At 58.9% G+C, this 17761-nt stretch carries 17 protein-coding genes and 2 tRNA genes; 9 read left to right on the plus strand and 10 right to left on the minus strand.

The window, feature by feature from the left end; all coding sequences use genetic code 11:
* Positions 1-155: 155 nt before the first annotated feature.
* The 5 genes from HMPREF2807_RS11000 to gyrA form a co-directional block, all read right to left on the minus strand.
* On the minus strand, positions 156-1949 hold the full coding sequence (locus HMPREF2807_RS11000; RefSeq protein WP_070512870.1) for a hypothetical protein: 1794 nt from the start codon (positions 1947-1949) through the stop codon (positions 156-158).
* Positions 1950-2440: 491 nt separating this feature from the next.
* Positions 2441-2513: transfer RNA gene (locus HMPREF2807_RS11005), tRNA-Ala, on the minus strand.
* A gap of 9 nt (positions 2514-2522) precedes the next feature.
* Positions 2523-2599: transfer RNA gene (locus tag HMPREF2807_RS11010), tRNA-Ile, on the minus strand.
* A 101-nt stretch (positions 2600-2700) separates the two neighbouring features.
* Positions 2701-3048 carry a DUF3566 domain-containing protein gene (locus tag HMPREF2807_RS11015; protein ID WP_070512874.1) on the minus strand — a complete coding sequence of 116 codons (348 nt, stop codon included), beginning with the start codon at positions 3046-3048 and terminating at the stop codon, positions 2701-2703.
* A gap of 3 nt (positions 3049-3051) precedes the next feature.
* The gene (gene gyrA, locus HMPREF2807_RS11020; protein ID WP_070512877.1) at positions 3052-5640 is read right to left on the minus strand and encodes a DNA gyrase subunit A; all 2589 of its coding nucleotides are present in this window, start codon (positions 5638-5640) and stop codon (positions 3052-3054) included.
* A gap of 79 nt (positions 5641-5719) precedes the next feature.
* Here gyrA and HMPREF2807_RS11025 point away from each other — a divergent pair, with 79 nt between their 5' ends.
* The 4 genes from HMPREF2807_RS11025 to HMPREF2807_RS11040 are packed head-to-tail and all read left to right on the plus strand — an operon-like array spanning position 5720 to position 7151.
* Positions 5720-5941, plus strand: a complete 222-nt coding sequence (locus HMPREF2807_RS11025; RefSeq protein WP_070444506.1) for a CopG family transcriptional regulator — start codon at positions 5720-5722, stop codon at positions 5939-5941.
* Entirely contained in the window at positions 5938-6198 is a 261-nt protein-coding gene (locus HMPREF2807_RS11030; protein WP_070444508.1) for a cell filamentation protein Fic, read from the plus strand. Before HMPREF2807_RS11025 ends, HMPREF2807_RS11030 begins: the two co-directional genes overlap by 4 nt.
* Before the next feature lie 49 nt (positions 6199-6247).
* A complete protein-coding gene (locus tag HMPREF2807_RS11035; protein WP_070444510.1) occupies positions 6248-6694 on the plus strand; it encodes a hypothetical protein in 447 nt (148 codons plus the stop codon).
* A gap of 10 nt (positions 6695-6704) precedes the next feature.
* Complete coding sequence (locus tag HMPREF2807_RS11040; RefSeq protein ID WP_070444512.1) at positions 6705-7151, plus strand: DUF6918 family protein; 447 nt, start codon at positions 6705-6707, stop codon at positions 7149-7151.
* 74 nt (positions 7152-7225) lie between these two features.
* Here the strand turns inward: HMPREF2807_RS11040 and gyrB are convergent, their stop codons facing one another.
* The 5 genes from gyrB to dnaA form a co-directional block, all read right to left on the minus strand.
* A complete protein-coding gene (gene gyrB, locus HMPREF2807_RS11045) occupies positions 7226-9274 on the minus strand; it encodes a DNA topoisomerase (ATP-hydrolyzing) subunit B (protein ID WP_070512880.1) in 2049 nt (682 codons plus the stop codon).
* Positions 9275-9404: 130 nt separating this feature from the next.
* Positions 9405-9947, minus strand: coding sequence for a DciA family protein (locus HMPREF2807_RS11050; RefSeq protein ID WP_070444516.1), 543 nt, complete (start codon positions 9945-9947; stop codon positions 9405-9407).
* Positions 9940-11118: a DNA replication/repair protein RecF gene (gene recF / locus HMPREF2807_RS11055; protein WP_070444518.1), complete on the minus strand. Its 1179-nt coding sequence runs from the start codon at positions 11116-11118 to the stop codon at positions 9940-9942. Before recF ends, HMPREF2807_RS11050 begins: the two co-directional genes overlap by 8 nt.
* Positions 11119-11123: 5 nt before the next feature.
* Complete coding sequence (gene dnaN, locus HMPREF2807_RS11060) at positions 11124-12305, minus strand: DNA polymerase III subunit beta (RefSeq protein WP_070512883.1); 1182 nt, start codon at positions 12303-12305, stop codon at positions 11124-11126.
* A 573-nt stretch (positions 12306-12878) separates the two neighbouring features.
* Positions 12879-14528: a chromosomal replication initiator protein DnaA gene (dnaA, locus tag HMPREF2807_RS11065; RefSeq protein WP_070512885.1), complete on the minus strand. Its 1650-nt coding sequence runs from the start codon at positions 14526-14528 to the stop codon at positions 12879-12881.
* Between the two features lie 796 nt (positions 14529-15324).
* Here dnaA and rpmH point away from each other — a divergent pair.
* Genes rpmH through rsmG form a run of 5 tightly spaced genes read left to right on the plus strand, consistent with a single transcriptional unit; the run spans position 15325 to position 17758 of the window.
* Positions 15325-15468: a 50S ribosomal protein L34 gene (gene rpmH, locus HMPREF2807_RS11070; protein WP_003847033.1), complete on the plus strand. Its 144-nt coding sequence runs from the start codon at positions 15325-15327 to the stop codon at positions 15466-15468.
* Positions 15469-15471: 3 nt separating this feature from the next.
* On the plus strand, positions 15472-15840 hold the full coding sequence (gene rnpA / locus HMPREF2807_RS11075) for a ribonuclease P protein component (protein ID WP_046648702.1): 369 nt from the start codon (positions 15472-15474) through the stop codon (positions 15838-15840).
* Positions 15828-16106, plus strand: a complete 279-nt coding sequence (gene yidD, locus HMPREF2807_RS11080) for a membrane protein insertion efficiency factor YidD (protein WP_175975006.1) — start codon at positions 15828-15830, stop codon at positions 16104-16106. Before rnpA ends, yidD begins: the two co-directional genes overlap by 13 nt.
* A 9-nt stretch (positions 16107-16115) precedes the next feature.
* On the plus strand, positions 16116-17105 hold the full coding sequence (yidC, locus tag HMPREF2807_RS11085; protein ID WP_049155646.1) for a membrane protein insertase YidC: 990 nt from the start codon (positions 16116-16118) through the stop codon (positions 17103-17105).
* Positions 17106-17128: 23 nt separating this feature from the next.
* Positions 17129-17758: a 16S rRNA (guanine(527)-N(7))-methyltransferase RsmG gene (gene rsmG, locus HMPREF2807_RS11090; RefSeq protein WP_046648704.1), complete on the plus strand. Its 630-nt coding sequence runs from the start codon at positions 17129-17131 to the stop codon at positions 17756-17758.
* Positions 17759-17761 lie beyond the last annotated feature (3 nt).

The following is a 17761-nucleotide window of genomic DNA, read 5'->3' on the forward strand; positions in this document are numbered from 1 at the left end:
GCCGCAAATCCACACGAAATGTCCCTTAAGCCGCAGCCCTCCATATACCCACTTTGGAGTCGGGCTAAAAACAAAGAGAAGCACCCCACCAAGTGGTGGGGTGCTTCCTAAGCTCTGGCTCCGTTAGGGGCGGAGCCGATTCAAGCTAGCTTGAATTAGAAGGGGAGCTTGATGTTCAGAGCCTTAGCAATTGCCGGGAAGGCAGCTGCGATTGCGGCCAGGACACCAGCGACGATGCCGAAGATAGCGAGCGGGGTCGGCTTGCCATCGTTGGACAGCTTGTCCTTGATGTTGGAGGACTTGTCATCCTTGTTGTTGCCCGGCTTGGTAGCGTCGTCGGAACCGTTGTCGCCGCCCTTGTTGTCACCGTTGTTGTCGGCGGACTTGTTAGCCAGATCCTGAACAGCCTTGATGAGGGCATCGGTGCGGTCAGCCTGATCCTTGCGGGCCTGGACGTCGTCGGCCTTCTGCTTGATATCAGCCTGAACTGCGTTATCAGCGTTGACAACCTTGCGGAAAGACTCTTCCCACGTGATGTCGTAGTTAGACGGACCGAAGACCTCGCGGTTAGCGGCGACCTTAGCTGCGGTGTAAGCGTTGCGCTCCTCATCGCTGTGAGCATCGCCGTTGAACAGGGCAACCGGAGCGTTGGCGAACGGAGCCTCCGGGTTACCGATCTGGTTCGGAACCTTGTCGCCGAGGATACGCGGGCCGTAGATACGGTTACCCTCGTACTTGCTCTCGTTGTCACCCGAAGTAACGTTCTTGAAGGTCCAGTCCTGCAGGGCCTTGAAGTCCTCCTCCTGATCAACCAGAAGGTTGTAGTTGTGCTCGAGAGCTTCACCCAAGACTCCGCCGTGGTCGAAGAGCTTGAAGTAGGCCTCACGCAGGGTCGGCTTCGGGGTGGTGCCGTCGATATCAACGGTCTGGTTGTCCTTCGCCTCACGGAGCTCCAGCTCACGCTTACCAGCAGCGTAGTTAGCCTCGAGGACACGGATTACCTTGACCTGAGCGTAAGCACGCTCCAGGAAGCCCTGGCGAACCAGAACGTCAGACTTCTGAGCCTCGCGGGAAGCAGCCTGAGCAGCCTCGCGAGCTTCCTCGAGTGCAGCGTGGTCATCCTTGAGGGACTGGAGCAGCATCTCGGAATCAGAGATCAGGGTCTCGAGCTTGTCGATGTAGTGGCGGGTGATGAACTGATCCTTGTTGTCACCATCACGGTCACCTGCGCGGTCGAAGGCCTTCTTGTATTCCTTGATGGTCTTCTCGAGGTTCTTGATGTTCTCAGCCGGAACGGTGTTAACGTTGTTGGCATCCTCCGGGTCGATCTTCTGGATCGGGAAGCCCAGCGCGCCCGGGGTCTTGAGCGCCGGCAGGCCGCCCTTAGCGCCCTCGTCGTTCAGAGCGTTGAGGTCGGTAGCGAAGAGGCCGTCGGACTTGTAGTCGCCTTCCTTACCGATGATGTTGGTTACGGTGTTGTTGTAGTCAACAGCCTTTTCCTCGTAGTTGGCCCATGCCTTGTCAGCAGCCTTGTCCTTCTCCAGAGCGTAGTTCACGGAGTTCATGGCGGACTGGTAGTTAGCCTCTGCCTTAGCCAGCTGCTTGGTAGCCTCGTTTGCAAACTGAACGTAGGCCTTCCACTGTGCCTGCTCGAAGAGGTTGATGCCGTCACCCTGGATTGCTGCAGCCTGGGTGTAAGCATCGACGAACTGGTTGTTGTTGATGATGTAGTTAGCAGTCTCGTTGGTCATTGCAAAGAGCTGCTCTTCGGTCACGTTGTCAGCAACGGAGCCGTTGTCAGCGGATGCATCCGGCTTGTTGAAGCCGTCACCCTGGGTGGTACCCGGAGTGGTGTCCTCAGCGAAAGCCGGGACTGCAACACCGGAGACACCGGTGGCAACTGCGATAGCACCTGCGAGAGCGGCGGTGCGAACACGGTTCTTGAACATGTAATTCCCCTATGAGAGTTGAGGTCGGACTGTGAAAATTATCTTACGATAACCGTCGTGTAGGGCGACGCTAGCAATCGTTCTTCATGAATGATCTTCACATTCTCAACGAGTAGTGCAGCTTTTGTCGCTGCAGCAAGATTATCGAAGTCTGGCGGGTCTTTCCAGTCAAACACAACTTATTTTTAAACTTTTTCCAACTAGCTGGCGGCGATGCCTAGCATTTTTGCTGGTAGATGGCATTCTTCTATACAGGAGTTGAAATTGAAACTATTTCGAACCTTTGTGACAGCTGTGAATGTACTACCCCTATCTGGGTAATAATTACACGAATGTCATTGCACTTGCTAGGGTGTCGGCCCAACTTTCACCCTCACTCCCCCTGATACCTGGAACGGGTGATTCCTGTGAGCCTTCGTGGGGCTTAAGTGGAAAAAGGAAAGACACCCAGCTTCTTTGTCGTCGCTGAGCGTCTTTCCTTATTTATATTGTGGAGCATAGGAGAATCGAACTCCTGACCTTCTGCTTGCAAAGCAGATGCTCTACCAATTGAGCTAATGCCCCATTGTTCCGTGGTGGGCCTAGCTGGAATCGAACCAGCGACCTCATCGTTATCAGCGATGCGCTCTAACCGACTGAGCTATAGGCCCTTGACCGGAACGAGTAGTTACTCTACATAGGACCGGCGATTTATTACAAATCGCCTGGTCATATGCAGTATTTGAAGCTGGTTTTACTTCACTTTGTATCGCTATTGATGCGGCTCATCTTGCAGTCGGATCTTGAACCCTCCGAAGACGTCCACGATGGCGTTATATATAACAGCCATGAGTGGCGCCAGAATCGTCATCAGGACGGCGATGATGGCGCCGAACAGGGCGGCTGCAGAAACGACCAATCCGAAGGAGACCTCAAAGCCGCCGCCGACACCGCCAACAAGGCTGTTCAGGGAATCCCAGATGCCCGCCTGGTCAAGGCCGATGTACAGCAGGCACACGGCGATGATCCAGGCCACGAGGCCGACGAGGGACATGGCCAAGCCAACGCGGAACGCCGACATAGGCGAAATCCGGGCTAGGTGAAGCTCTCGTCCAATCATGGTTTACTCCTCGTCCTTATCGGAGTCCTTGTCTTCGCCCTTTTCCGGCTTGGAGTTCTCTCCAAGCTTGAGGTGTTCGGGCTTGACGTCCTCGACGGACTTTTCACCCTTGGCAACTGCCTGGGCGTCTTCTTCGCCGTCGTCCTCAACATTGCGGTCGATGGCCAGCAGCTCGACGTCATCTGCCAGGTTGACCAAGCGCACGCCCATGGTGGCGCGGGAGCTCGGGCGAATCTGGTTGACCTCGGTGCGCACAACACCACCGGCGGAGGTGATGGCAAAGATCTCGTCGTCCTCGTCGACGGCGATTGCTGCAATGAGCTTGCCGCGCTTCGGCGTGTACTTGAAGGTCATCACGCCGAGTCCACCGCGGCCTTGCGGGGTGTACTCCTCAATGGCTGTGCGCTTCCCGTAGCCGCCGGAGGTAGCCACCAGGAGGAACTGGCCGTCATTGACCACGGACATGGACAGCAGCTGGTCATCGCCGCGGAAGCGCATGCCCTTCACACCGGCGGTAGCGCGGCCCATCGGGCGCAACTGGTCATCGTCTGCAGTAAAGCGGATAGCCTGGCCCTGTTCAGAGGTGAGCAAAATGTCATCGCCCTCGTTGACGAGCTGTGCACCGATCAGCGCATCGCCCTCGTTGAGGTTGATGGCGATAAGCCCGGCGGAACGTGCGGACTCGTAATCGGTCAGGCGCGACTTCTTTACGCGGCCCTGCTGGGTAGCAAGGACCAGGTATGGGGCGTCCTCGTAGGACTGGATCTGAATGACCTGAGCAATTCGCTCCTCTGGCTGGAACTCCAGCAGGTTGGCCACGTGCTGGCCGCGGGCGGTGCGGCCCGCCTCTGGGAGTTCGTACGCCTTGAGACGGTAGACGCGTCCGAAGTTGGTGAAGAACAGGATCCAGTCGTGCGTGGAGCAGACGAAGAAGTTCTTCACAATATCGTCCTGCTTTAGCTCTGCACCGCGCACGCCCTTGCCGCCGCGCTTCTGCGCCTTGTAGGCATCCACCTTGGTGCGCTTGGCGTAGCCGGTAGCGGTGATGGTGACCACGACGTTCTCGCGGGCGATGAGGTCCTCATCGGAAACGTCTCCGGAGGCAGCGACAATCTGGGTGCGACGCTCATCGCCGTATTTCTCGACGATTTCCTCCAGCTCATCGTGGACGATCTGACGCTGACGCTCGTCGCGAGCGAGGATGTCCTTGAGGTCTGCGATGATCTCTTCGATCTCCGCCAACTCATCAATAATCTTCTGACGCTCCAGAGCGGCCAGGCGACGCAGACGCATGGCCAGGATGGCATCGGCCTGGATCTCGTCGACGCCGAGAAGCTGCATCAGGCCCTCGCGTGCCTCATCCACCGTCGGGGAACGGCGGATGAGCGCGATGACCTCATCGAGCATGTCAAGCGCCTTGACCAGACCGCGCAAGATGTGGGCGCGCTTCTCGGCCTCATCGAGGCGGAACTGGGTCCGGCGGACGATGACCTCAATCTGGTGAGCCACGTAGTAGCTCAGCATTTGGTCCAGGCGCAGGGTGCGCGGCACGCCATCCACGATGGAAAGCATGTTAGCGCCGAAGGAGGTCTGCAGCTGGGAGTGCTTGTACAGGTTATTAAGGACAACGCGGGCTACGGCGTCACGCTTGAGGGTGACCACGATGCGCATGCCCACACGGTCGGAGGATTCATCCTCAATCTTGGCGATTCCGGCGATCTTGCCGTTGACCACAGACTCCGCAATATTGGAGATCATGTTGTCCGGGTTGACCTGGTAAGGCAGCTCAGTGATAACGATGGTCTGGCGGTTGCCCACCTCCTCAATGGAGGTCACGCCGCGCATGCGGATGGAGCCGCGGCCGGTGGTGTAGGCATCCTTGATGCCTTGGTCGCCCACAATGAGACCGGCTGTGGGGAAATCCGGGCCCTTGACGCGTTCCATGCAGGCGGCCAAGGCTTCTTCCTCAGAAGCATTCGGGTTATCCAGCAGCCAGTAAATGGCTTCTGCCAACTCGTTGAGGTTGTGCGGCGGAATGTTCGTGGCCATACCGACGGCGATACCGCCGGAGCCGTTCATCAGCAGGTTCGGAACGCGGGAGGGCAGGATAGTCGGCTCCTGCGTCTTACCGTCGTAGTTCGGCGCGAAGTCGACGGTATTTTCGCGGATATCGCGCACCATCTCCATGGCCAAGGGCGTCATACGACACTCGGTATAACGCATAGCTGCCGGGCCGTCATTACCGCGGGAGCCGAAGTTACCCTGGCCGTCGACCAGCGGGTAGCGCATGTTCCACGGCTGGGCCAAGCGCACGAGGGTGGCATAAATAGCGAAGTCACCGTGCGGGTGGAACTGACCCATCGTGTCCGAGACCGGGCGGGCGGACTTTACATAGCCGCGGTCCGGGCGGTAGCCGGAGTCATACATGGCGTAGAGGATGCGGCGGTGAACCGGCTTGAGACCGTCACGCACCTCCGGCAGGGCACGACCGACAATGACGGACATGGCGTAGTCGATATAACTCGACTCCATTTCCTCATTGATGTCAATTGGTTGGATGCGATCGAAAAGATCACCGTTATTGTCACTCATAACGCCCAATCCTACCGTTTAGGGCCGTATAAGGCCGTTTGTGGCACGGCTGTGGTATCACAGTGATACCATTCGCGCTATGGCTATGACACTGCGCCTGACCCCGGAACAAGACCACGCGCTGACCCTGCTGGCCTCCGCGCAAGGAACCTCCAAGCACGAGACGGTGGTCCGCGCCATCGTTGCGGCAGCAGCACGAACCCTCTCGGATGCCGCCGTGCAGGACACCGCGCGCCGGCTGCTGCCTGGGCGTTCAGAATTAGAAGCGGAGATCCGCCAAGCTCGGGGAGGGCGTCAATGAGCGCAGAACAGCTGCTCCTCGTCGCGCGGGAGTTCTGCCAGGCCTATCGGGTGCGGGTTATAAACTTTGCCGCCCTGGCCGCCGCGGCGGCTGCGAGCACGGCCACCATTGAGGGAATTTCCGTTCATGGCAGCCGCTCTGCGGCGGCAGAATCACTAGAAACAGTCTTGCGCGCGGTCCCCGCTCTGAGTGGAAGGAACGAAGAATTCGCGCGATTTTGCACGGAGGTCTATCTTTCTGTTGCAGAAGTTATGTAAGTTAAACATGATAAAGAAGTCTCTATTCCCTTGTAGAAAGGAATCCCCTATGCCTTCGAAGTCTTTGAAGAAGTTTCTAGCCGCTGGTGTCGTTGCCACTACCCTCGCCACTGCCGCGACGCCGGCTGCGGGTGCTAAGACTGCTGACAATGACTGGCAAAACAACAAGAACCCCAACTTCCAGCAGGGCGAAGCAGGCTCCTCCCTGACCGGTTCCACGCCGATCGACATGACGCTCATCATCGGCGGTAGCATCGCCGCCGCAGCAGCACTGCTCAAGTTGGTAGTGGATAATGTCCCGGCACTGCGCGCCCAGGTGGACGAGTTTGCCGCCCAAATCGGGATGGCCGGCTCCTCCGGTTCTTCCGAGAACAACCGCCTCTACGAAGGTGGCCTCGACTTTGACCTCGAGCGCCTAGCCCGCACCAATGGTTTCCCGGAGATTGCTGACCAGCTCGCCGCGCTCAAGGCAGGATCCAGCGCACCGGCACAGTAAGCTCGCCTGTATGACAAACCTCACCCAGCTTCTCCAATCCCCTACCCGCAACGCCGTGGTGGCGGACTTGGCCACGGCCGCCGATGACACCGTCTCTTCGCTTTCCGGCATTTCCGGAATGGCCTTCAAGGGCGCTCTAGCCGCCGCAAAGAAGGCAGATTCTAAGGTCTTATCCAAGGGAATCAACCAGATGCTCCCGGAGCTGCTCAACAGCCTGGATTCCTACTGGAAGGAATTCGAAGGCTCTGAGCAGTCTGACTTCGGCACCTACCTGGACGGACGCAGCGCTGAAGTTACAGAGGTCATCATGACTACTGCGGACAAAGCCGCTGAAGACGTTAATGCGCCTGGCATCGCTCGCACCTACAAGTCCCTGCGCGGCAAAGCCTCCTCCATCTTGGAGCCCAATGTTGCGACCATCGGCCGCGTTCTGCAGCGCCACATGGGCACTGTCTAAGAGCACGCACTTGACGAAGAAAAAAGACCAGCACCTCATATGAGGTGCTGGTCTTTGCGGGTTTTACCTAGTGCTTAGACGTCTAGGAAGCGCACGTCCTTCGCTCGGCGGGTAATGAAGGATCGGCGAGCAGAAACGTCATCACCCATGAGGATAGAGAAGAGCTCGTCGGCGCGCTGTGCATCCTCCAAGTCCACGCGACGGAGCACGCGGGTGGTCGGATCCAGGGTGGTCTCCCACAGCTCGGCGGCGTTCATCTCACCCAGACCCTTGTAGCGCTGGATACCGTCATCCTTGTTGATCTTTCGGCCCTGCTCCAAGCCCTCGGCGAGCTGCTCGTCGCGCTCGGCATCGGAGAAGGCGTAGCCCGGCTGGCCCTTCGCCCACTTCAACTTGTACAGCGGCGGATTAGCCAGGAAGACGTGGCCATCCTCCACCAGCTGCGGCATGAAACGGAAGAGCAGAGTCAACAGAAGCGTGGCGATGTGCTGGCCGTCCACGTCAGCATCGGCCATGAGCACAATCTTGTCGTAGCGCAGCTTGGAAATATCGAACTCTTCGTGGATACCGGTGCCTAGGGCGGTAATGATGGCCTGGACCTCAGCGTTCTTCAGAACCTTGTCCATGCGGGCTTTTTCCACGTTGAGGATCTTGCCGCGCAGCGGCAGGATGGCCTGGAACATGGAATCGCGGCCGCCCTTAGCGGAACCGCCTGCGGAGTCACCCTCCACGATATAAAGCTCAGTGCGCTTCGAGTCCTTGGAGCGGCAATCCGCTAGCTTGCCCGGCAGGCCGCCGAGGTCACCGGCAGACTTACGGCGCACGAGCTCACGAGCCTTGCGTGCGGCCACACGGGCGTGCGCGGAGGACACGGCCTTATTGATGATGACCTTTGCCTCAGCCGGGTTGGCGTCGAACCAATCATTGAGGTGCTCGTTGACGGAACGCTGGACAAAACCACGAATTTCCGAGTTACCAAGCTTGGTCTTGGTCTGACCCTCGAACTGTGGGTCCGCCACCTTGACGGAAATAACGGCAGCAAGGCCTTCACGGCAGTCATCGCCGGAAAGGTTGCCATCCTTTTCCTTGAGGAGCTTGTGCTCCTTGGCGTAGCGGTTCATCAGGGAGGTCAGCGCAGCGCGGAAGCCTTCCTCGTGCGTACCACCCTCATGGGTGTTGATGGTGTTGGCAAAGGTGTGGACGGATTCCTTGTAGCCCTGGTTCCACTGCAGTGCGATTTCGACCTCGTGGTCCTCACCCTTGACGTCGAAGGCAACGATGGTGGGGTGAATGGCGGTCTTGGTCTTGTTGAGGTGCTCAACATAGTCCTGCAGGCCGTTCGGATAGTGGTAAATAACTTCCTTGTTCTTCTTGGAAGTCTTCTCCTCGCTATCCTCGCCGTCCTTGTCGGACTTTTCCTTCTCATCGAGGGAGCTCAGGCTCACGGCGGAGTCGCCGGCTTCGGCGATCTCCTCTAGCTCGGCCTGTTCTTTGGAGATAGCGCGCTCGTCACGCAGCACAATGGTCAGGCCCTTGTTCAGGAAGGCCATCTCCTGCAGGCGGCGAGCGATCGTGTCGTAATTAAACTCGACGGTTTCGAAAATTTCCGGGTCCGGCCAGAAGCGAATGGTGGTACCGGTACCGCGAGCATTATCGCCTTCGACAAGCTCATCGGGGATGGCATTGTTGAAGTTCTGGTACCAGTGCTTGCCATCGCGCTTGATATCCGCCTCCACACGGGTGGACAAAGCGTTGACCACGGAGATACCCACGCCGTGCAGACCACCGGACACGGCATAAGATTCAGAGTCGAACTTACCGCCGGCATGCAGCTGGGTCATGACCACCTGGACGGTGGGAACACCAGAGGCGTGCATCTCCACCGGGATACCACGGCCGTTATCGATGACCTCGATGCCGCCATCCTCACGGAGGGTGACGATGACCTTGTCGGCATAACCTGCCATCGCCTCATCGACGGAGTTGTCAACGATCTCCCAAATCAGGTGGTGCAGGCCACGGGCACCGGTGGAGCCGATGTACATACCGGGGCGCTTACGGACGGCCTCGAGGCCCTCCAGAATTGTGATTGACCCCGCATCATATGCGTGTTGTTCAGCCACGGATTCGTGTTCTCCTTTTGGCTAGAGCTAAATCTAAGACTCTAGCCATTCTACACTGTGTCCCCCCACGCAAGGGCACTGCACGCCCGTGAGAGCCCCAAATTTGCGTGAATTTCGCGGTCGCCGAAAATCAGCCATATGTATCTTGCGAACCTTGCGGCTTGACCCATTGGCGGCCCTCGTAATTCCGGTGCTGCTTAGGACCCTGAATGTGCAGCTTAACCACCACGTCTGGGCCCAGGCGATCCGCAATCTTTTGCAAGATGGGGCGCTGCAGGTAGCGCAACTCGGTAGCCCAGCTGGAGGAATCACACGCCACGTAGACAACCTGCTCTTTGATGTTGAGCGGTTGCGTATGCGCAGCAATGCGCTCGCCGACGAGGTTTTCCCAATTGCCCATGACCCAGCCATGGGCCAATTCGTGTTCCCAGCCGCGCTTGCCAATCTCTCGTTGGATCTGCGCGCCGAGGCTAGGGATCTCGAGGCTCCGTCGCCTGCGACGGCCATCGGGACCGCTCGGCCGACCACGCTGATAGGGCTTTGGCTGCTTCTCTGAAGATGTCTGGGCTAAGTTCATTTTGGGCGCCGGCTTATTGAGCTTCGGCGGATTTTTGGAATTGTTCCGCGTGCGCTCAAAAAGCGCCTTAACCGGATCAAAGTCTTGTTCAGTCATCCTCGTCACCGCCCGCCGTATACGGAGCGATCTCGGAGATTCGGCCCTCATCGGTATCGCAGACCGTGACCGTAAAACGTTCGATGGGCTGCAAGTTGCCGGGCAGATCCTCATCCACAGCTGCGGTGATGAGCACCTGTTCCGCACCTGCCGCGAGGTGAACGAGCTTTTCGCGGCGTTTGGCGTCCAGCTCAGCGAAGACATCATCGAGGATGAGGATCGGATCAGTGCCGTCCTGGCGCAACAAGTTGAACTCCGCCAACCGCAGGGAGATGGCATAGGACCAGGTCTCGCCGTGGCTGGCAAAGCCCTTGGCAGGGCTCGCTCCTAGATTAAGCAGCAGGTCATCGCGGTGCGGGCCAACAAGCGAGATACCGCGTTCGATCTCGCGCTGGCGCTTGCTAGCGAGTTCGGTGAGCATCATGGCCTCGATGACCTCAGGATCAGAAATATCCACCGTGGACTTGTACTCAATATTCGCCGGCCGCGATTCCGGGGCAAGCCCGGCATAGGCGGCGGGGATGAGCTCGCGGAGTTCGTCGACAAGCGCAAGGCGTGCCTGAATCACCTGCGCACCGAGGGAAGACAGCTGTGTATCCCACACGTCGAGAGTCGCCAGCGCCGAGGCACCATCACTGTCGCTGTAGCCGCGGCGCAAGCTTGGCGACGCCGACTTCAACAACGCATTCCGCTGCTTGAGCACCTTGTCATAATCGGCCTTCACACCAGCCAAACGCGGCGTGCGCGAGGCAATGATGTCATCCAGATACTGGCGGCGCGCTGCCGGTTCGCCGCGTACGAGCGATAAATCCTCGGGGGAAAACAACACGGTTTTCACCACGCCTAGTAGCTCACGCGGGGATTTCAGGCGCGTACGGTTGATCTGCGCCTGGTTGGCCGCGTGGGGTTTGATCAGTAGGTGCGCAGTGAGCTCTCTGCCCTGGTTCACCGCCGTGGCAGAGATACGAGCATTGTGTGCGCCCTGGCGCACGAGGGGGGCATCGTGGGCCACACGGTGTGAGGATAGATGCGCGGTATACCCGATGGCCTCGACGATATTGGTCTTGCCGAAACCGTTGCGGCCGACAAACAAGGTAATTCCCGGTTTCAGCCTGAGGGTGAGCTCGGGCCAGGAGCGGAAGTCCCTGACATCGAGATCGCGAATATACATATGGCCTAGCCTGGCAAGCGCACTGGCATCAAGAGGTAGGTGAAATCAGTCTCCGGGGTCGGGAAAGAGCCGTCTTCGTTGGCTACCGGCAGCTCTTCCGGTTCCGGAATCATGATTGCCGGGCGCGAAGGTTCGGTGAAGCCAAAGACCACGCGGTCCGTGTGAACCACAGCCAAACCATCCTTGAGGTAGGACGGGTTGAAGGCAATAACAAAATCCTCACGGCCGTTGAAGGCGCACGGCAAGGTCTCGCTTGCGCGACCAGAGTCCGCACCGGCCGCCAAGGTCACCTCACCTTCGCTGAACTCCATGCGGATCTGAGCGTTGCGATCCGTCAACAGCGAGACGCGGCGAATCGCTTCCTGGAGCGGAGCAACCTCAATGCTGGCCATGGCGCTGTGGGTCTTGGGCAGCAGCGGTGCCACGTTGGGGAAATCCGCGTCCAACATGCGGGTCGTGGTCTCGCGGTTATCCGCATGCAGGCCAAAAAGGCCTTCCGCAGCGATGTTGTCACCAGTGCCCACGGCGATCTCCACCGGGATGTTGAGGTGCGTGTCGAGGGAGCGGCCGGTCTCCTGCAGCGTCTTGGCCGGGACGAGGAGCTTGGCCTCCACGTCAGGGGATACCGGATCCCACTCGAAGGTGCGCATGGCCAGGCGGAAGCGGTCCGTCGCCGTCATTTCCACGTGGGAACCATTGATGTCGATGTGCACACCTGTGAGCATCGGCAGGGTGTCATCCTTGCCGGCAGCCGCAACGACCTGGCTGATGGCCTCCACGAAGAGCTGCGGGTTAATGGTGCCGGTGACCTCCGGCAAAACAGGGAGCTGAGGGTAATCATCCAGCGGAATGAGCGGCAGCTCGAAACGGGAGGAACCACAGGTCAACAGAACTTTGTTGTCTTCCTGGGTCATCTCGATTTCCTTGTTGGGCAAGGAAGCAACGATGTCAGAAAGCAACTTACCGGCCACGGCGATGCGTCCCGGTTCATCCACCATGCCGGCGATACGCACACGGGTGGAAACTTCGTAGTCGAAGCCGGTGAATTCCAAACCATTGTCATCCGCGGTGATCAGCATGGCGCGCAGTACCGGCTGGGTGACCTTCGAGGGAAGGCTGCGCGCGACCCACGCTACGGCGTTGGCGAGGTCATCTTTGGCAACGCGAAATGACACGGACTGCTCCATGGTGGTGAGACGCTCCTCTAGTTGCGGATGGAAGATTCTTGCAAGCTCACTCCAACTTACAGGATCGGCGCCGAAGCACAGGATTTTGTCATTTACCGTCTGTGCTTCTCGATGAGGGCGTGCGGTCAGGCCGGGCGCCAACGAATCACACACATCCTTTTTCTTCTTAGTTAGGGAGAAAACAAAATAGGAGTAGTAATAAGCGCTGTGGGATCTGTGGACAACCTAGCAAAAGCCAAGCTCTGAGCCGCGAATCGATCTGTGAGTCAGGGTGTGGGATCACTGTGATCAAATGACAAGAAATGTGAGTAACTCGGTCGGGGCCGAAGTTATCCACAATCCATCCCCAGATCTATCGCCGCTGATCACAGGGTTGCTCACAAGGCTGAAGAGGCTGCTGATCTGCTGTGGAAGAAGAAAACGTGACGAGGATCTACAAATTACAAGAGTGGAATTACACAGCTGTGAATAACTATGTGGATAAGTTTTCTCCGATCAAAAAGACGCCCCCGGCCCACGCCCGCGGGGAGGTTGTGCGGGGTGGGCGGGGACGTCGCCAAGCGCCGTGCGGTTCTAGCGCTGGTTGTGGTTCTTCACGCGCTGGGTCAGCGCCTGGATCTCGTCGTACGTGTTGCGGTTTTCTGTCATTTCCTTGCGGATCTTGCGGTCGGCATAGATGACGGTGGTGTGGTCCTTGCCGCCGAACTGATCACCGATCTTCGGCAGGGATAGCTCGGTGAGCTCGCGGCACAGGTACATCGCCAGCTGGCGGGCGTGGGCGACGGCGCGCTTCTTACCGGAACCGCGCAGGGTGTCCACGTCGATGTTGAAGTAGTCTGCCGTGACCTCGATGATGGCCGCCGCGGTGATCTGGCGATCGGCAGAATCAGGAGCCAAATCGTGCAGGGCAATCTCCGCCATCTCTAGGCTGATCGGCTCATTGACCAAGGAAGAGTAAGCAGACACACGGATGAGCGCACCTTCCAGCTCGCGAATTGAGGATTCGAAGCGGGAGGCGATGAGCTCGAGGACCGAGCGATCGACGTCTGTGCCGTCCGCAGAAGCTTTCTTCATGAGGATGGCGATGCGGGTCTCCAGGTCTGGCGGCTGAATATCCGTAATCAGACCACCCTCAAAGCGGGTGCGGAGGCGATCCTCCAGGGTCGTCAGCTGCTTCGGCGGGCGGTCGGAAGACAAAATAATCTGCTTGTTGGCCTGGTGCAGGGCATTGAAGGTGTGGAAGAACTCTTCCTGCGTGGATTCCTTGCCTTCCAAGAACTGGATGTCATCGACCATGAGGATGTCCAAGTTGCGGTAGCGGCGTTTGAAGGATTCCTGGCGGTCATCACGCAGCGAGTTGATGTAATCGTTGGTGAATTCCTCCGAAGACACATATTTCACCCGCAGGCCCGGGTGCAGGACCTGGGCATAATTGCCGGCCGCGTGCAACAGGTGCGTCTTGCCCAAGCCGGAGCCGCCCCAAATGAACAGTGGGTTATAGGCGCGGGCGGGGTTTTCCGCCACCGCCACGGCGGCACCGTTGGCAAAACGGTTGGAGGAACCGATGACGAAGTTCTCAAAAGTGTGTTTCGGGTTGAGAGACTTCTCGTGGTTCGGGTTGTGCGCGGGTTCCTCGCGCGGAATGCGCGCGCCGGCGGCCTCCGAGTAGTCCGGGTAGCCGCTGGCAACGGTGCTCTGCTGTTCGCTGTAGTGCTGAGCCAACTCATCCAGGCTGGCCGGGGAATGCGCGGCATCCCAGGAGCGCGGCTGATGATGAGCGGGCGGAGCGGGTTGGGCCGGCTGGGTCGGTGGCGTGGGCGGCATGGCTTGCTGGAAAGACTGAGCCTGGTGGCCCATGCCGTACTCCGGTGCCTCGGTCTGAATGGGGCGCTGAGGGGCGGGAGCTTCGGTCTCTTCCTGCGGAGCAGGCTGCGGGGGCGCGGCAATGGTCACGGCCAAGGAACACGGCCGGCCCATGTGCTGCGACAGAGCGCGGGTGATGTACTCCCCCAGCTCAGCCTCAATAACACTCTTGGCATTCTCGTGCGGGGCGGCAATCAACGCGTAGCCATCCCCGATCATGATGGGCTCTACGAGCTGGAGGTTGAGGCGTTGGCTGTGGGTGAAGTTGGGAACGTCCGAGTTCGGTTGTTCGGACTGTGCCAGCAAATCACTGACCACAGCTTTCCAGCTGGCCCTTAGGGCTGCTTGCGGATCAGACAAAACGCCTACCTTCTGTGTGCTTCACGGCCACGCGGTGCCGGCGGGTGGCGCCGGCTACAGCTACTTACGTGCCTGAAGGAGAGGCTTCAGGGCCGCAGTATGTACTGCGTGACTGTGGGTTGGATCGGGGACGGATGGACGGATGAGGAAGAGACGGTGATGGGGAAATTCCAATTTCTTGTGATTTCCACCGAGGATTCCACACGATGTTTTAGTGTGTAACCTCGGATTCCACAAAGTTATCCACAGGTGTGAATAGGTGGTTTATCCACAGCCTATCTCATGGCTGTGGATAACTTTACATCGGCTCCTTAATGCAGTTGACCTGCTCAAATAGCAAAAGTCTCAAGTCATGATTGAGAGTTATCCACACCCTGTGGGCGGCTGTGGAATTAGATTCCTCAGTTGTACCGCGTTATGGGGATGCTGTCTAACGCACTTCTTTGCACGCCTGGCGCGACCGCGGCTCGACCGCGCCACGGTCGGTGGGAGGAGGCGTTGACCGCGCAGCATGTGGGTGAAAAGTGGCGCTCTAGCTGCGGATAAAAACATCCTTGTAATTTCGGGGACACCCAGTGTGTCGATTTGTTTAGCGCGCTACCTGTCACGTAACCTGTGATGGTCTATCGCAACAGTGCATGGTGCACATGTTGCATGTGGGAATGCCTCGCCACGCCTCATGGCGCTTCAAGTGCGAAGCCTCATCCCCACGTACACCATTCATCAGTGGATGTTTAAGCCTGAGCGCCGGCGGCGCTGGGCTGTGCCATCCACCAACAACTTCAAGGAGTTAATCGTGGCAAAGGGTAAGCGTACCTTCCAGCCGAACAACCGTCGTCGCGCTCGCAAGCACGGCTTCCGTACCCGCATGAGCACCCGCGCCGGCCGCGCTATCGTCGCCGCTCGTCGCAAGAAGGGTCGCGCTAAGCTCACCGCTTAATTCATGCTTCCAGCCCAGCACAAGCTCACGTCCCCGAGGCAGTTTCGGCGGACCATCAAGGGCGGGCGCCGGGCGGGCACGCGCACTGCCGTCGTGCATTTGCGCTTTAATGACGGTGAAGACGACATCGCGGCCACTGGGCCGCGGTTCGGCCTCATTGTGTCGAAAGCCGTCGGGAATGCCGTGGTTCGCCACCGCACCTCCCGGCGGCTTCGTCATGTGTGCATGTCGCTCATGCGCGATGGAGTCAACGGGAAAGCTTTACCCGCCAATGTCGACATCGTTATTCGTGCGCTGCCCGCCAGCAGCGAGGCCACCAGCCAGCGTCTTGAGCGTGATATCCGCAAAGCGTTAAGCACATGGGATATCTGAACTCCCAAGGCCAAGAGATCCCCGAAGCCCGCGGGTTCGGCAGGGTCTTGGTTTACGGGGTGCGCTTCTACCAAAAGCATGTGTCAGGCCTTAAGATGGTCTCCACCTGTCGTTTTGAACCGACGTGCAGTGCCTATGCCCTCGAAGCCATCTCCATCCATGGAGCCTTCAAGGGAACGGGCATGGCGCTCGCCAGGTTATGCAAGTGCGGTCCCTGGCACCCGGGTGGGTTTGATCCGGTACCGACCAAACAACAACTGAGGTAAACAACTCTCGTGCTTAATTTCATCTATTGGCCAATTTCAGCCGTCTTGTGGTTCTGGCATTGGCTCTTGAGCTTCGTCCTCGATTCCGCATGGGGCGGAACCTGGATCATCGCCATCGTCCTGCTGACGTGGACGCTCAAGGCCATCATGGTCAAGCCGACCATCACCCAGCTGCGCTCTTCACGCAAGATGCAGGAGATCCAGCCGCAAATCCAAGAGCTGCGCACCAAGTACGCCAATGACCAGACCAAGGCGGCGCAGGAGATGCAGCGCATCTACAAGGAAGCCGGCGTGCGTCCCGTGGCGGGCTGCCTGCCCATGTTCGCGCAGATCCCCATGTTCATTGGTCTCTTCCACGTGCTGCGTTCCTTCGACCGTACTGTGGCCGTCGCCGGTGGTATCGGGCACCCGGCCGGTGAGGCGATGTCAGAGGAAATGAACGCCTCCATCGCCAACTACATCTTCAAGCCCGAGCTGGTGAAGCAGTTCGTGGATGCGAAGATCTTCGGCGTGCCGCTGGTGGCCAACCTGAGCCTGAACTCCGGTCTGGAGATCGTTAAGGAAACCACCACCATGCAGGCGGCCGTTATTATCGTGCCGCTCATCGCCATCATTGCGGTGCTCACGCACTTCAACGCCCGCATGTCCCTCAACCGCCAGGAGGCACGCCGCGCCGCCGGCAAGACCGCTACCCCGCAGGGCCAGAACGCGGAAATGATGCAGCAGCAGATGGCCATGATGAACAAGATGATGCTGTGGTTCATGCCGGCCATGCTGGTGTTCTCCGGCTTCATCTGGCCCATCGGTCTGCTCTTCTACATGCTGGCTAACACCGTGTGGACCTTCTTCCAGACTCGCATCGTCTACGCCAAGATGGACCGCGAGGAAGAAGAAGAGGCAGCCGCCAAGGCTGAGCTCAAGCGCACCTCCGCGCCGAAGCCGGGCGCACGCAAGAAGGACAATCGCTCCAAGAAGCAGCGCCGTAAGAACAATAACTAGAAATTAACCCAGGAGTTTTCACAGTGACTGAATCTGTGTCCGACACTGTGCCACTGGACCCGTCTGACGTCTTCGGATCGCGTCTGCCGCTCGCGCAGAAGTATCACGATTCGCTCGCCACGGACGGGTCCACTCGTGGTTTTATTGGCCCCCGCGAGGTCCCGCGCCTGTGGGAACGCCACCTCATCAACTGTGCCGTGGTCGCGGAGGTGATGCCGCAGGGCGCCACGCTTATCGACGTCGGCAGTGGCGCCGGCCTGCCCGGCATCCCGCTTGCCATCGCGCGCCCTGACCTGAAGATCACTCTCATCGAGCCGTTGCTCAAGCGCTCGACCTACCTCAACGAGGTCGTCGACCTGCTGGGTCTGGATAACGTCACCGTCATCCGCGGCCGCGCCGAGGAAGGCCCCGTGAAAAAGCAGGTGCAGGGCGCCGACATCGTGACCTCCCGCGCGGTGGCCCCGCTGGGCAAGCTGGCCAAGTGGTCCTTGCCGCTGGTGCGTAAAGGCGGCGAGATGATCGCTCTCAAGGGCTCCTCAGTGCATGAGGAGCTGGAGCGCGACGCTGCCGATATCAAGCGCGCGGGTGGCGGAAAAGCCGAGGTCATGACCATCCACGGCACCACGATTATCCGTGTCCCGCGCGTGAACTAAAGT

It is taken from the genome of Corynebacterium sp. HMSC074A09 (genome assembly GCF_001811545.1).
Lineage (GTDB): Bacteria > Actinomycetota > Actinomycetes > Mycobacteriales > Mycobacteriaceae > Corynebacterium > Corynebacterium hiratae.